The 13,793-nt window shown below is 55.9% G+C and carries 13 protein-coding genes; 5 read left to right on the top strand and 8 right to left on the bottom strand.

Translation table 11 applies throughout. The annotated features are described in order from the left end of the window. Window positions 1-3 precede the first annotated feature (3 nt). Together AC0IM9_RS00240 and AC0IM9_RS00235 are read right to left on the bottom strand one after the other, a co-directional pair. Complete coding sequence (locus tag AC0IM9_RS00240; RefSeq protein ID WP_186289491.1) at window positions 4-387, bottom strand: hypothetical protein; 384 nt, start codon at window positions 385-387, stop codon at window positions 4-6. A 120-nt stretch (window positions 388-507) separates the two neighbouring features. After that, complete coding sequence (locus AC0IM9_RS00235; RefSeq protein WP_140911293.1) at window positions 508-927, bottom strand: hypothetical protein; 420 nt, start codon at window positions 925-927, stop codon at window positions 508-510. A 193-nt stretch (window positions 928-1,120) separates the two neighbouring features. On the opposite strand from AC0IM9_RS00235, the gene AC0IM9_RS00230 reads away from it, so the two are divergent. The 5 genes from AC0IM9_RS00230 to AC0IM9_RS00210 all read left to right on the top strand — a co-directional run bounded on the left by AC0IM9_RS00230 (window position 1,121) and on the right by AC0IM9_RS00210 (window position 7,092). Continuing rightward, window positions 1,121-1,924 (top strand): spermine/spermidine synthase domain-containing protein, encoded by an 804-nt coding sequence (locus tag AC0IM9_RS00230; protein ID WP_482802635.1) that lies wholly within the window; start codon window positions 1,121-1,123, stop codon window positions 1,922-1,924. Further along, window positions 1,921-4,122: a YgiQ family radical SAM protein gene (locus tag AC0IM9_RS00225; protein WP_482802634.1), complete on the top strand. Its 2,202-nt coding sequence runs from the start codon at window positions 1,921-1,923 to the stop codon at window positions 4,120-4,122. The genes AC0IM9_RS00230 and AC0IM9_RS00225 overlap by 4 nt, the downstream gene beginning before the upstream one ends. 112 nt (window positions 4,123-4,234) lie before the next feature. Next, complete coding sequence (locus tag AC0IM9_RS00220; RefSeq protein WP_482802633.1) at window positions 4,235-4,975, top strand: DUF6901 family protein; 741 nt, start codon at window positions 4,235-4,237, stop codon at window positions 4,973-4,975. A gap of 8 nt (window positions 4,976-4,983) precedes the next feature. After that, complete coding sequence (locus AC0IM9_RS00215) at window positions 4,984-5,361, top strand: VanZ family protein (protein WP_482802632.1); 378 nt, start codon at window positions 4,984-4,986, stop codon at window positions 5,359-5,361. Window positions 5,362-5,517: 156 nt separating this feature from the next. Beyond that, window positions 5,518-7,092, top strand: coding sequence for a peptide chain release factor 3 (locus AC0IM9_RS00210; protein WP_482802631.1), 1,575 nt, complete (start codon window positions 5,518-5,520; stop codon window positions 7,090-7,092). Between the two features lie 54 nt (window positions 7,093-7,146). Here AC0IM9_RS00210 and AC0IM9_RS00205 read toward each other — a convergent pair whose 3' ends face one another. From AC0IM9_RS00205 to AC0IM9_RS00180, 6 genes are all read right to left on the bottom strand, one after another. Then, the gene (locus tag AC0IM9_RS00205; protein ID WP_482802630.1) at window positions 7,147-7,470 is read right to left on the bottom strand and encodes a hypothetical protein; all 324 of its coding nucleotides are present in this window, start codon (window positions 7,468-7,470) and stop codon (window positions 7,147-7,149) included. A 145-nt stretch (window positions 7,471-7,615) separates the two neighbouring features. Continuing rightward, complete coding sequence (locus AC0IM9_RS00200) at window positions 7,616-8,320, bottom strand: rhomboid family intramembrane serine protease (protein WP_482802629.1); 705 nt, start codon at window positions 8,318-8,320, stop codon at window positions 7,616-7,618. Window positions 8,321-8,358: 38 nt separating this feature from the next. After that, window positions 8,359-12,252, bottom strand: coding sequence for an ATP-dependent RNA helicase HrpA (hrpA, locus tag AC0IM9_RS00195; protein ID WP_482802628.1), 3,894 nt, complete (start codon window positions 12,250-12,252; stop codon window positions 8,359-8,361). A gap of 59 nt (window positions 12,253-12,311) precedes the next feature. Continuing rightward, entirely contained in the window at window positions 12,312-12,698 is a 387-nt protein-coding gene (locus AC0IM9_RS00190) for a type II toxin-antitoxin system VapC family toxin (RefSeq protein ID WP_140911286.1), read from the bottom strand. After that, window positions 12,682-12,939 carry a type II toxin-antitoxin system Phd/YefM family antitoxin gene (locus tag AC0IM9_RS00185; RefSeq protein ID WP_140911285.1) on the bottom strand — a complete coding sequence of 86 codons (258 nt, stop codon included), beginning with the start codon at window positions 12,937-12,939 and terminating at the stop codon, window positions 12,682-12,684. The genes AC0IM9_RS00190 and AC0IM9_RS00185 overlap by 17 nt, the downstream gene beginning before the upstream one ends. Window positions 12,940-13,134: 195 nt before the next feature. Next, window positions 13,135-13,770: a formylglycine-generating enzyme family protein gene (locus AC0IM9_RS00180; protein ID WP_482802627.1), complete on the bottom strand. Its 636-nt coding sequence runs from the start codon at window positions 13,768-13,770 to the stop codon at window positions 13,135-13,137. Between the last annotated feature and the right edge of the window lie 23 nt (window positions 13,771-13,793).

The following is a 13,793-nucleotide window of genomic DNA, read 5'->3' as shown; positions in this document are numbered from 1 at the left end:
AAATCACTGAGGCATGCCGGATTTTTTTGCGGCCTCGGCGTACATCAGTTCCTGCAACAAATTGCGGGTAACTTTGATGCGCATGGTTTTCAAGTGGCGGTCGGCGATGACGCCCGGCACCTGCGCGTCGACATAAACCTGGCGCATTTCGGCTAGCGTCGGTTCGCACAATTTAATGATGGCATCGGTCGCGTTGCGGCTTTCCAGCTTGGCAAAATCCGGTTTTTGCATCGTGTCGACTACGCACTTTTTATAATTGAATTGCGCTTTTTGAATTTTTTCGATGGATTCATTGCTTAAGCTGGTTTCGTTCCATTCTTCTTTAGCCTCTTCGGCATTGGCCAAGCCGGCGGCGAGCATCAGCAAAGCAAACAAACGGTATTTCATGATTTCTTCTCCAATACGGACATGATGGCGAAAGGCGATTTTACGCGATGCCGGCGGAGTTGAACAACGACATGGGCGAATCGCCTGCCTGCGGCCGCCGGCACCGTCTGCTTCGCCGGACTAAGGATGTATCGAGTTATCGCAAATATGGCGAGCTTTGCCGCTTTCCGAGTAGGATTCTGCCGCGACCAGATCCGGTGTCAACCCGGCCAAGCCTTCGCTACACTTTTTGGTCAATTGCATGGCTTTGTTTGCGGCGATTTCCTGACCGAACCCGATCGCCCGTTGTTGAGCTTCGTCGCGCTTGCCCGCGGCGCACAACTGCTTGACGTCGCTACTCAATTGTTTGGCCTGCGATTCCAAAGCTTGCAGCTCGGCTTTGTCGACGTCTTTCATGCAGTTTTGCATCGCTTGAATTTTTTCCAACATCTGCTGCATTTTCGGGTTCGCAGCAGGCTGGGAGACACTCCGGCTATCGGCGGCATTGGCTGCCGCAAGCGCCGGCGCCATCAATACCAGGATCGGCAATAGTCTGTTCATAACGAAGCCTCGGAATAGTGGTTTTGGGGGCCTCCACTGTAGGGCGATAACCCTAAGACCGCAAGTGTCGAGCGCACAAACGGCAATCCGTCTACTCGCACTGCCGCCGCCAGCTCCGGTTTTATCAGGAATCAGAAGACAAGCAGCGGATTTTCAAGGAAAATAGCGCCGTCTTTTCCGTTTGCCGCACTGCATGTACAAATACGAAGGCCTAGTCGTCCACCAAAGCCATGACGACGAGGGTGTGATCGAAGTCGTCGATAACAACGGCGAACGCGCTCTGCATTTCGGCTCGCCTGCCCGGCAAAGCAGTATGTTGATGGCCGATCCGAACCGTCTGCATTCCTTCTACGCTCGGGCGATGATGGCGCTGCTGCTGTTCAACGACGACCCGCGTGATGTGCTGATGATAGGCCTCGGCGGCGGCACTATCGCCAAATTTATGCTGCACCAGTTCCCGGAATGCCGGCTGAAAGTCGTCGAATTCCGCAGCAGCGTGTTAAATGTGGCCCGTAGCCACTTCGGCCTGCCGTTCAATTCGCGCCTGAAAGTCAAAATCGGTTGCGGCGCCGAGCATGTTCGCCGTCAAAGTCAGGAACTGTCGGAGATTCACGACGTGATCATGATCGATGCGTACGGCGAGAACGGCATGGCGCCTGAAGTCGGCAGCCAACGTTTTTTCGACGATTGCCGCAGTCTGCTGAAACCGGACGGGGTGTTGGTGATCAATTTATGGGGTACCGATAAGGCCATGTTTCAGCAAGTTTCCTGGCATATGGGCAGGATTTTCAGTTGGCGCATGCTGTTTCTGCCGGTGCGGAACCGCGGCAATGTCATCGGCTTTGCCTTCGGCGAAAACTTTCCGAAACTGCAGTTCAAAACCCTGATAATCAAAGCCAAAGCGCTCGAGCTGCAATATCAACTGGAATTCCCAGTGTTCATGCAAGACTTTAAACGCAATAATCCCAGCCTCCTGCATCGAGTTCTGAAACCATGATCCACAACGCCCCCAACATCTTCGGTTACAAAAAATACTGGGCCCACCGCTTCGGTCCGGCACCGGAATTACCGATGAGCCGCGCCGAAATGGACGCGCTGGGCTGGGACGCCTGCGACATCGTTCTGGTAACCGGCGACGCCTACGTCGACCATCCCAGTTTCGGCATGGCGGTGATCGGCCGGGTGCTGGAGGCGCAGGGTTTTCGAGTCGGCATCATTTCCCAACCCGATTGGCAAAGCGCCGACGATTTTAGAAAACTAGGCCAGCCCAAGCTGTTCTTCGGCGTTACCGGCGGCAATATGGATTCGATGGTCAACCGCTATACCTCGGACAAGAAAATCCGCTCCAACGACGCTTACACCGCCAACGGCGAGGCCGGCAAGCGCCCGGACCGTGCGGTCAACGTCTACTCGCACCGCTGCCGGGAAGCCTTTAAAAACGTGCCGATCGTCATCGGCGGCATTGAGGCCAGCCTGCGCCGCATCGCCCATTACGATTATTGGTCGGATAAGGTACGCAAGTCGATCTTGCTGGATTCGAAGGCGGATTTGCTGGTGTACGGCAACGCCGAGCGCCAAGTCGTCGAGATTGCGCATCGACTGGCGAAGGGCGAGAGCATTCACGATTTGAAAGGCATCCGCGGCACCGTCCACTTCGTCAAACAAGTGCCGCAAGGCTGGATCGAAAAGGATTCGACCCATTTCGATCAGCCCGGCGCAGCCATCGTGCACCAGAATCCGTATCAGGAAATGCCCAGTTGCGAATCGGCGCCGACATCGGCCGACACTGGGTTGGCGGATAACGAAAAAGTCATCCAATTCAAACCCATCGCCAATAAAAACCGCGCCCAAACCGTGATTCGGCTACCGGATTACGACGCGGTCAAGGACGATCCGATTTTGTACGCCCACGCTTCGCGGGTGATGCACGGCGAAACCAACCCCGGCAACGCCCGCGCCCTGATCCAGCGCCACGATAACCGCGAGGTTTGGATCAACCCGCCGCCGCTGCCGCTGACCACGCCGGAAATGGACGGCGTGTTCGACCTGCCCTATTCGCGCTTGCCGCACCATGCTTACGGCAAGGCCAATATCCCGGCCTTCGAAATGATCCAACATTCGGTGCTGATCATGCGCGGCTGTTTCGGCGGTTGCAGCTTTTGTTCGATTACCGAGCACGAAGGCCGCATCATTCAAAACCGTTCGGAAGATTCGATTATCCGCGAGATCGAAGCCATCCGCGATACCTCGCCCAACTTCACCGGCAATATTTCCGACCTGGGCGGGCCCACCGCCAACATGTGGCGCTTGGCCTGCAAGGATCCGAAAATCGAGGCATCCTGCCGCAAGCCGTCCTGCGTTTATCCCGGCATCTGCCAAAACCTGAACACCGACCAAACCCCGCTGGTCAAGCTCTACCGCCGCGCCCGCGCCTTACCCGGCATCAAAAAAATCTTCATCGCCTCCGGCCTGCGTTACGACATTGCCGTCGAGACGCCGGAATATGTGAAAGAACTGGTCAGCCACCATGTCGGCGGCTACCTGAAAATCGCCCCGGAACACACCGAACAAGGCCCTTTGTCGAAGATGATGAAACCGGGTATGGGCACTTACGACCGCTTCAAGCAGATGTTCGATAAGTACTCGAAAGAAGCCGGCAAGGAACAGTACCTGATCCCGTACTTCATCGCCGCTCACCCCGGCACCGAAGACAAAGACATGTTGAATCTGGCGCTATGGTTGAAACGCAACGGCTTCCGCGCCGATCAGGTGCAGGCATTCTTGCCGTCGCCGATGTCGATTGCCACTGCCATGTACCATTCCGGCAAGGATACCCTGCACAAAGTCGGCCGTAACGTCCCGGACATTCCGATTCCGCGCAGCATGAAACAGCGCAAGCTGCACAAGGCCTTTCTACGCTACCACGACCCGAAAAACTGGCCGCTATTACGGGAAGCGTTGAAGGAAATGGGACGGGCGGACTTGATCGGCAATGGCAAGCAACATTTGGTGCCGAGTTTTCAACCGAAAACCGACGCCGAACCGGTGAACAAACCGGCCAAAACACAGACCTTTAAGACCAAGCACACCGGCTTCGATAACGCGAATAACAAACACGAGCAGCGCCGAAAGCATACTCCGCGCAGCAATCAAAGCGGCCAGGGTGTGCCGAAGCGCTCCGAAAAGCGGCGTTAGCGCTTCAATGCCGGTTTGTGGCGTCGCAAAAACGAATGCCAAACAAGCCCACCAAGCAAACGCTTACAGGCAGCGCTACAATCATCAGAATTTAGGTTGAAGCTACACTCCTATGTCCAACGCATACCCGCCGCAAGACCTGTTACGTTTTGTCTACAGGCTTACCGCCGAAGATTGCACTTGCGCGGAATTTCTCGTCGAAATCCACAAACCGACCATGACCTTAGTTCCGGCGGCTGAGGCACCCTACCCGTACTGGACCGAATTGAGCTACCACCAATGCCAAAACTGCCCGCTGCACGCCGCTGAAACGCCGCATTGCCCGGTAGCAGTCAATCTGGCGCCGCTATTGGAGTTGTGCGGCCATTTGGTGTCGCATAAACCGATGAGCGTCGAAGTCATCACCGACCGACGCACGATTTACTGCAAAACCACGGCGCAACACATTGCCAGTTCGATTCTGGGTTTGATCATGGCCACCAGCCCCTGCCCGCACACCGAATATCTAAAGCCTATGGCGCGCTTTCATCTGCCTTTGGCCGACCAGGACGAAACCATTTATCGAGTGACTGCTACCTTTTTGTTAGCACAATATTTTCGCCGCCAGGACGGTTTGCCCTATTCGCTGGAGCTCGACGAGTTACTGAAAATCTATCGAAACCTACAAGTCGTCAACCAGCACCTGACTCAGCGTCTGAAAGCCGGAATCAGCGAAGACGCCGCCGTCAACGGCGTGATTTTGCTGGATTTGCTGTCCAAAACGGTTTCCTGGTCGATAGAAGACGGCCTGGAGGAAATCAGCTATCTCTTCGACAGTTACCGCAAACCGCTGCAACCGCCACCGGAAACCTGAGCAGAATCATGTCCAAAATTCTGGATCTATCCGCCCTGCTGCTGTATTGCGCACTGATTTTCTGGCTTTCCGACCAAACCAAACTGCCCGACCACGCGCTGGTCGAGAACCAGGACAAGCTCGACCATTTCCTGGCCTATTTCGCGATGGCAGCGTTTGCTTGGCGCTACTTCGCCCATTTCTCGGTGCCGCGCCACTGGCACTTCGTCATCGGCACGATATTTTGCAGCTTATACGGCCTGTCCGACGAATGGCACCAATCCTTTGTCGTCGGCCGCGAATCGAGCGCGCTGGATTGGCTGGCCGATTCGTTGGGCGGCTTGTGCGGCAGCCTAACCTGCTATTGGTATGTTCAGCGTCACGCCCGTCGGCGTTCGCCAGGCTGATTCTACGGGTCGGCGGACCTAGCCGACCAACACATCTTTGCTTTACCTGGCAAGCGTCCAGCGCCGCGGCCGCTTACGTTATAATGCCGGTTTGATCTTTAATTGCGTCATTTCAGTTCGGACGCAACATTTACCGCGAAACCTATCAGAATCTCCATGGAAGTCCCAGAATATAAGCGCCGCAGAACCTTTGCCATCATCTCGCATCCCGACGCCGGTAAAACCACCATCACCGAAAAACTGCTGCTGTTCGGCGGCGCGATTCAGTTGGCCGGCTCGGTCAAGGGCCGGAAGGCGGCGCGCCACGCCACCTCCGACTGGATGGAAATGGAAAAGGAACGCGGGATTTCGGTCACCACGTCTGTGATGCAGTTCGAGCACAACGGCGCGATTGTCAACCTGCTTGACACACCGGGCCACGAAGATTTTTCGGAAGACACCTACCGCACGCTGACCGCGGTCGACTCCGCATTGATGGTGATCGACGTTGCCAAGGGCGTTGAGGACAGGACCATCAAATTGATGGAAGTCTGCCGCCTGCGTGACACGCCGATCCTGACCTTCATCAACAAACTGGACCGCGAAGGCCGCGAGCCTATCGAACTGCTGGACGAAGTGGAAAGCGTGCTGAAAATCGAATGCGCGCCGATGACTTGGCCGATCGGTATGGGCAAGCGCTTCAAAGGCGTCTACCAGTTATACAAGGACGAGATTTTGCTGTTCAACCCGCAGCACGGCGGCAAAATTGCGGAATCTACCCTAATCAAGGGCTTGAACAACCCGCAACTCGATCAGCTCCTCGGTTTGCAGGCTGACGAATTGCGCGAGGAAATCGACTTGGTAAAGGGCGCCAGCCACGAATTCGATCTGGACAAATATCTGCGGGGTGAACAAACTCCGGTGTTTTTCGGTTCGGCGATCAACAACTTCGGCATCGTCGAGTTGCTCGACGCCTTCGCCGAGTTCGCGCCGCCGCCGCGTCCGCGCCAGGCCGAGCAACGCTTGGTGGAACCGAGCGAAGACAAATTCACCGGCTTCGTATTCAAGATCCAGGCCAACATGGACCCGGCTCACCGCGACCGCGTCGCCTTCATGCGCATCAGTTCCGGTAAATTCGACAAGGGCATGAAGATGCACCACGTCCGCATCGGCAAGAGCATCCAGGTGGCCAACGCGATTACGTTTCAGGCCGACAGCCGCAAGAACGTCGAGGAAGCCTATCCCGGCGACATCATCGGCCTGCACAATCATGGCACGATCCAGGTCGGCGACACCTTCACCCAAGGCGAGAACCTGAAATTCGGCGGCATCCCTTACTTCGCGCCGGAATTGTTCCGCCGCGTGGTATTGAAAGACCCGCTGCGCGCCAAGGCGCTGCAAAAAGGCTTGGTGCAATTGACCGAGGAAGGCGCCACTCAGCTGTTCAAACCGCTGAAAAACAACGACTTGATTCTGGGCGCGGTGGGTATTCTGCAGTTCGATGTCACTGCCCACCGCTTGAAGCACGAATACAACGTCGAATGCGTTTACGACGCCTCGCCGATCAATACCGTGCGCTGGGTCAGCTCGGCCAATCCGGCCAAACTGGAAGAGTTCAGGAACAAGGCCTTCGAAAATCTGGCCGAGGACGGCGGCGGTTATCTGGTGTATCTGGCCACCAGCCGGGTCAACCTGCAATTGACGGAAGAACGCTGGCCGGACATCCACTTCAGCGCCACCCGGGAACTGTAAACCGCCGGACACAAAAAAGGGGCCAAAAGGCCCCTTTTTCTTATCCGTGAAAACTTATTTCGCGGCTTCGGCAATTTTATTGAACGCCTCTACCCGTTGTTTGCCCAAGTTGGCCAGTTCAATACCGTTTTCGACGATCATTTGAATCAAACCCGGCGTGTTGTAAACGATTTTGCCCAGGTAAGCCACGGCAGGTACCGCAATGATTGCGCCGAACACAGTACCGAAACCCAGCACGCTCAAGGCTTTGGTAATCAATACCACGATATCCAGCGGCAATAGAATCATGGTGCCGAAATAAACCAGCACGATGAATGTAAACAAGGCAAACACCACGAATTGCAGCAGCCTGACCAGCACAACATTTAGGTTTTTCATGATCAATATTTCTCGATTGAATGGGGATTCTTTTGCACTTATAAGCAACGGCCTTGATTTCTATCGTATTTTCCACCGCTTGCTAACATCGGCATTATAAAATAAAACCCCTAGCGTTTTCTCTACTTTTTGCCCGCAACCGGCGCTATTCGGCGCTCAAATCCTGTTGTGCCGGCTTATTCTCGATGAATAGCGGATGCAACAGGGCCCCGGCCGCAAAACCGCCCAGATGCGACCACCAGGCCGAGTCCACTGCGACGTTGTCGAACACCGCCGCGGTGAAAGCGTCGCCCAATTGCACGATCACCCAAAACCCGAGAAAGGCAATCGCCGGTACCTGAAAAAACAGCGGATAAAATAGGATCGGCACCAGAATCACCACCGTCGCGTAAGGGAAGCGCACAAAATAGGCGCCCAATACCCCGGCAATCGCCCCGGAAGCGCCAACCACCGGCACCGCCATGGTCGGATAAAAGTACCATTGGGTGTAAGTAGCGATCAGCCCGCACAAGATGTAAAACCCCACAAAGCGTTTATGCCCCATCAAATCTTCGATGTTGTCGGCGAAGATCCACAAAAACACCATGTTCATCAACAGGTGCAAAAAGCCGCCGTGTAAAAACAAGCTGGTCAGAAACGACAAATAGTGGTCCGGTGGCAGACCGAAGGCATAAGCCCAATCCGGGTTGGAATAGCGAATCGGCACCATGCCGTACATGTAAGCGAAGTGCTGGCCGACTTCGTCCGGCATCAGCAACATCATCAAATACACCGCGACGCACAAGGCCATTACGCCCCAAGTGACGTAAGGCTTAGTCTGGCAAGGTATCGAATCGCGAATCGGTATCATCGTTTGCCCTCTTGGTTTTGGTTTATCCAGCGCCGCTGTTAATAGCTGTCGCTCCACTGCTTTTCCAGGCGCTGCACCGAGACCGGAAATGCCGTTTTCAATTGTTGGGCGAATATAGACACCCGCAGTTCCTCCAGCGCCCAGCGAAAAGTTTCCCGCTCCGGCGTTGGCGTGACGGTCTTGCTCTGCTTCGCTATGTATTGCCAGTAGCGTTGGTTCAACCGTTGCAAGCCCTGTACCTCGGCCGAGTCCGGTTTTTGCTTGTCCAAACGACATTCCACCGCTTTCAAATAGCGGGAGACGGACTGCAATTGCCCCGCCGGCGTGTACCGCAAAAAGCCTTTGTGTACCAGCAAGCTTAGTTGTTGCTCGATCTCTTCGCGCAAGCCCGGCGCCACAGCCGGTTGCTGCAGGCGCCTGCTCAATGCTTGATAGTGTGCCAGGATTTCGCCGATCTGCTTGCCGGCCTGCGTCATGGTCGACATTAATGTCGACTTTTTCGTCGCCAGAATAGACTCGAATTGCTGTTGCGTGCGAATCGTCTGGCCTTCGACGAACGCCGCGGCAAAGATTGCATACAACACATCCTCCTTGAAATCGCCGCCGACGCGGTCTTTCAACAGCGGATGCGCCGGAAGTTGGTTATAGGCCAGTTGCAAGGCCGGCGATACGCCGTGATTTTTTAAAATGTATTGCGCGTCTTTTTTGCAGACCAATTGATACAGCTTGACCAAGCCGTCAAAGTGGGCCAGCTCGGCCTTGTGCTGGGTTTCCAGAATCTTCACCCCAACCGTCTGACCTTCATCCAAAATCGCCGGAAAGCCGATGAAGCTCTGGCCTTTTTGCATGAACTGCCAGGTCTCCGGCAAGTCGTCGAAGGCCCAGGCGATGCAACCGGTATGGTTCATTTCCTCCTGCGCCAGCTTGTCGAAACTATCGCCGGCCTTGGTCGCGAATTGGGCCTGTAACTTGGCCAGATTGCGGCCGTAACCGATGGCGCGGCCGGCATCGTCGACCACCCGAAAGTTCATCTGCAAATGTTCCGGCAAGGCGTCCGGCTGCCATTCGTTGAGCGGAATCGCCTCGCCGGTCAATTTGCGCAAGCGGTTACTCAGCCATTCGTACAGCGAACCTTTGAAATCCGGCTCGATTTCCAGGCAGGCCTTGGCAGTGTTCGGCACCGGCACGAAGTGTTTGCGCAGATGCTTAGGGAGGCCCTTGATCAATGCCACGACCTTTTCCTCCAGCATACCCGGCACCAGCCAGTCGAACGGGGTTTGCCGAATTTGGTTGAGCTGATGCACCGGCACGATCGCGGTAACGCCGTCCTCGTCGTGGCCCGGTTCGAAGCGGTAATGCAGTTCGATGGTTAAATCGCCGACTTTTTTGCTGTCCGGAAAATCCCAATCGTTGATCTGATTGTCGTCGGTGCGGGTCAGGTCTTCCTTGGTCAGGAACAGGATTTTGGGATTGTCGCGCTCGACTTGCTTGCGCCACTGGTCCAAGGTAATGCCGCTGACGATCTCGGCCGGCAGTTTCTTGTCGTAAAACTGGTACAGCCATTCCTCATCCTCGATCAAATCGACGCGGCGGCCCTTGTGCTGGATATAACCCACCTCCTCCAGCAGTTTTTCGTTAGCTTTAAAAAACGGCGCGTTGGAGTGGTAATCCTGATTGACCAGCGCATGGCGGATGAACATCTCCCGCGCCGCCTTGGGATCGACGTTTTCGTAAGGCACTTTGCGCTTGGCGGTCAAGGTCAAGCCGTATAGTAAAGTCCGCTCATAAACGCCGCAACGGCCGGCGTTTTTCTCCCAATGCGGGTCGTAGTAATTGCGTTTGACCAAGTGCTGAGCGCAAGCCTCTATCCATTCCGGCTCGATCTTGGCGACGGTACGCGCATAGACCTTGCTGGTCTCGACCTGCTCGGCGGCCATGATCCACTTCGGCCGCGCCTTGTGTTGGCCGGAACCGGGGAAGATGAAAAACTTGAGGCCGCGCGCGCCCAGGTATTCATATTGCTCATGCCTGAAGCCAATGTTGGACAACAAACCCGGCAGCAGCGCCATATGGATTTGCTCGTAGTTGGCCGGATTGCCGGCGGTCTTCAGACCCAAATCGCCGCGCGCCACCTGCATGATTTGAGTATGAATGTCGTGCCATTCGCGCATGCGGATGTAGGACAGAAAGTTGTCCTGGCAGTATTTGCGCAGCTTGCTGTTGGTCAAATGCTTTTTCTGTTCCTCGAAAGTATTCCACAGGTTCAACAGCGTCAAAAAGTCCGAATCCTCGGCTTTGAATTGGGCGTGTTTGGCTTCGGCTTGGGGCAATTTATCGGCCGGCTTGTCGCGCGGGTCCTGAATGCTCAAGGCCGAAACGATGATCGCCACTTCGTGCAACGAACCCAATTGCGCCGCGGCCAACAGCATCCGCGCCAGTTTCGGGTCGGTGGGAATCTTCGCCAATTGCCGGCCGGTGTCGGTCAGATTGCCTTGCTTGTCCAAGGCATCGACTTCGAACAACGAAGTCTTGCCGTCGCGGACCATCTTCTCGTCGGGCGGCTCGACGAACGGAAACTCCTCGATGTCGCCCAGCTTCAAGGCCGCCATCTGCAAGATCACCGACGACAGATTGGTACGCAATATCTCGGGATCGGTAAATTCCGGCCGCGCCAGATAATCTTCCTTGGAATACAGCCGGATGCAGATACCTTCCGCGACCCGGCCGCAACGCCCTGCCCGTTGGTTGGCACTGGCTTGGGAGATGCGCTCGATCGGCAAACGTTGGATCTTGCTGCGGGCGCTGTAGCGGCTGATGCGGGCGTGGCCGGAATCGATCACGCAGCGGATGCCCGGTACGGTCAGCGAAGTCTCGGCGACGTTGGTCGCCAACACGATTCTTGGTTTATTGCCGGAAGGCTTGAACACTCGCTCCTGCTCGGCGACGCTGAGCTTGGAATACAGTGGCAACACCTCGTAGCGGCCGTTGTTATGCGACTTGCGCAAGGATTCGGTGGTCTCGCGGATTTCGTGCTCGCCGCTCAGGAAAATCAAAATGTCGCCGCGCAAATCCCGGTACAGCTCGTCCACCGCATCCAGAATCGCTTGCTGCAAGTCGGCCGAAGTTTCGTCGTCTTCCTCGATCAACTCGATCGGTCGGTAGCGAATGTCCACCGGATAAGTGCGGCCGGAGACGTTGACGATGGGCGCGCCGTTAAAATGCTTGGCGAATCGCTCCGGGTCGATCGTCGCCGAAGTAATCACCACCTTCAAATCCGGCCGCTTCGGCAATAACCAGCGCAGATAACCCAGCAAAAAGTCGATGTTCAGACTGCGCTCGTGGGCCTCGTCGATGATCAGCGTGTCGTATTGGTTTAAGTAGCGGTCGTTCTGGGTCTCGGCCAGCAAAATACCGTCGGTCATCAACTTGACCAGCGAATTCGGCGCGGTCTGGTCATGGAAGCGCACCTTGTAACCGACGGTGTTGCCGATGGCCTGGCCCAACTCCTCGGCGATGCGGTCGGCAACGGTGCGCGCCGCAATCCTTCTGGGCTGGGTGTGGCCGATCATGCCGGTCACGCCGCGGCCAATTTCCAGACAAATCTTCGGCAGCTGAGTGGTCTTGCCCGAGCCGGTCTCGCCGCAGACTATCGTTACTTGATTGCTCTTAATCAGCTCTGCAATCTCGTCCTTCTTGCCGCTGACCGGTAAATCCGGATACTGGATAACCGGAACCGACGCCCGCCGCTGGTTACAACGACCTACGGAACGTTCGATCTTGTCGGCCAGTTGCTGGAGTTGCCCGCCTACTTCCTTGCCTTTGCCCACCTCGTTGCGCAAGCGGTCAAGCTGGCGTTTGAGCGAATGCCTGTCGGCACTCATTGCGCCGGATAATTGCTGTGCCAGAAGTTTAATTTGTGGCTGAACGGACATGATTCGACAAGAAGATAAAAGGCGGGAATTATACGTGGCCGGCGCTCAAAGACGCCAAATCAAACCAAACGTACCGGCCCGGGATACTGGGCAACCGTACTATCGGCTGTCAGCAGCAAAAAACCCTCGACACTGGCCTGAGCCACCAACATGCGGTCGAACGGATCTTTATGAATGGCGGGCAAACTGTCGATAAACACTGCGTGTTCGCTTTTGATCGGTAATTCGTTGTAACCGTTATCCAGCAATCCGCGCCGCAATAAGCGCGCGTCAACCAGAAAATCGCTCCGCCCCAAGCCGCGCTTGATCCCAATTTCCCATAAACTGGCGGCACTGAAAACCAATTCGTGCTCTGGATTTTCCAGCCATTGCCGCGCTGCCGGGCTCAGTTTGTTCGGCATCCCTGCAGTCCACAACAGCAGATGGGTATCAAGCAGCAGTTTCATCGCTGCTACCGAACAAGCCGGCAATCTCGTCGCTGCCCATGGTGTCGAAATCCTCCGGCACTTGAATCTGGCCGACCATGAAACCTGTCCGCCGGACTTGTCCGGCTTGCGGGCTATCCAGCGCACAGACTCTGACCATGGGTTTGCCGGCCTTGGCAATCACAAACGATTCGCCGCTTGCGGCCTGATCGACCAAGCGCGATAAATGGGTTTTAGCTTCATGAATATTGACGGTAGCCATCTTCACCCCTAATAGACTAAGTTAACTTAGTCTACACACTGCAACAGCGTTTTTAAATCGTCGATTGCAATTTGTCTTGTATTGTTCCCACTTGTCGTACGGGAACAATGTCAATATGACAACGCTTGCCTGTTAATTGGCAACTACCGCCCGTCCCGACCGCGGCTACTCCGCAACGCCGCTGTCCGTAAGGGCTCAGCTTGATTGACCCGGCTCCGCCGCCGGCCTGAGCTCAGCATGACCTAGGGCAAGACGGAAACCGATGCCGTCGCCGCGATAATTGGGCCGGTAGTGGCCGCGGACGGCGGAGCGCAAATCCCCGCCGCCGCCGTACCACGAGCCGCCGCGCAACACGCGGGCGCCGCCCGTGTCTTCGTCCGCCTGTGTCAGCGGATCGACCACCGCTGCCGTACCGAGGTCTGTTTGCCACACATCCTGACACCATTCCCACACATTGCCGTGCATTTCGTAAAAACCCCACGGGTTGGCCGGCAGCGATTTTACCGGCACAGTCTTTTCACGATACAGGCCTTTTTCGCCGTCAGCATACGGATAGTTGCCATCGTAGTTGACCTGCTTCGGCGTGATATTAGCCCCAAATGAAAACGGTGTGGTCGTGCCGGCCCGGCAGGCATATTCCCATTGTGCTTCGTTGGGCAATTGCGCCGTCAAGCCGGGAATCAGCTGATTCAACTTTTCGATGAAGCGTTGAACATCAGCCCAACTGACTTGCTCGACCGGATGTTCCAGGCTGTCCTCAAAGCCGCTGGGATTGTCGCCGCCCATCACGGCCAGCCAGAAGGCCCTGGAGCCGGGAGCGTTTCGCGGCAACGGACGCCGACAGCGTAGCGCCG

Source organism: Methylomonas sp. Uni0011 (genome assembly GCF_056850255.1).
This window is presented reverse-complemented; position numbering and strand designations above follow the sequence as displayed.

Coding starts and splice junctions, on each gene's coding strand:
- AC0IM9_RS00220 (WP_482802633.1), top strand. CDS start 4,235: ATGTCCAACGCATACCCGCCGCAAGACCTGTTACGTTTTGTCTACAGG.
- AC0IM9_RS00200 (WP_482802629.1), bottom strand. CDS start 8,320: ATGATACCGATTCGCGATTCGATACCTTGCCAGACTAAGCCTTACGTC.
- AC0IM9_RS00235 (WP_140911293.1), bottom strand. CDS start 927: ATGAACAGACTATTGCCGATCCTGGTATTGATGGCGCCGGCGCTTGCG.
- AC0IM9_RS00215 (WP_482802632.1), top strand. CDS start 4,984: ATGTCCAAAATTCTGGATCTATCCGCCCTGCTGCTGTATTGCGCACTG.
- AC0IM9_RS00185 (WP_140911285.1), bottom strand. CDS start 12,939: ATGGCTACCGTCAATATTCATGAAGCTAAAACCCATTTATCGCGCTTG.
- AC0IM9_RS00240 (WP_186289491.1), bottom strand. CDS start 387: ATGAAATACCGTTTGTTTGCTTTGCTGATGCTCGCCGCCGGCTTGGCC.
- AC0IM9_RS00190 (WP_140911286.1), bottom strand. CDS start 12,698: ATGAAACTGCTGCTTGATACCCATCTGCTGTTGTGGACTGCAGGGATG.
- AC0IM9_RS00205 (WP_482802630.1), bottom strand. CDS start 7,470: ATGAAAAACCTAAATGTTGTGCTGGTCAGGCTGCTGCAATTCGTGGTG.
- AC0IM9_RS00210 (WP_482802631.1), top strand. CDS start 5,518: ATGGAAGTCCCAGAATATAAGCGCCGCAGAACCTTTGCCATCATCTCG.
- hrpA (WP_482802628.1), bottom strand. CDS start 12,252: ATGTCCGTTCAGCCACAAATTAAACTTCTGGCACAGCAATTATCCGGC.
- AC0IM9_RS00230 (WP_482802635.1), top strand. CDS start 1,121: ATGTACAAATACGAAGGCCTAGTCGTCCACCAAAGCCATGACGACGAG.
- AC0IM9_RS00225 (WP_482802634.1), top strand. CDS start 1,921: ATGATCCACAACGCCCCCAACATCTTCGGTTACAAAAAATACTGGGCC.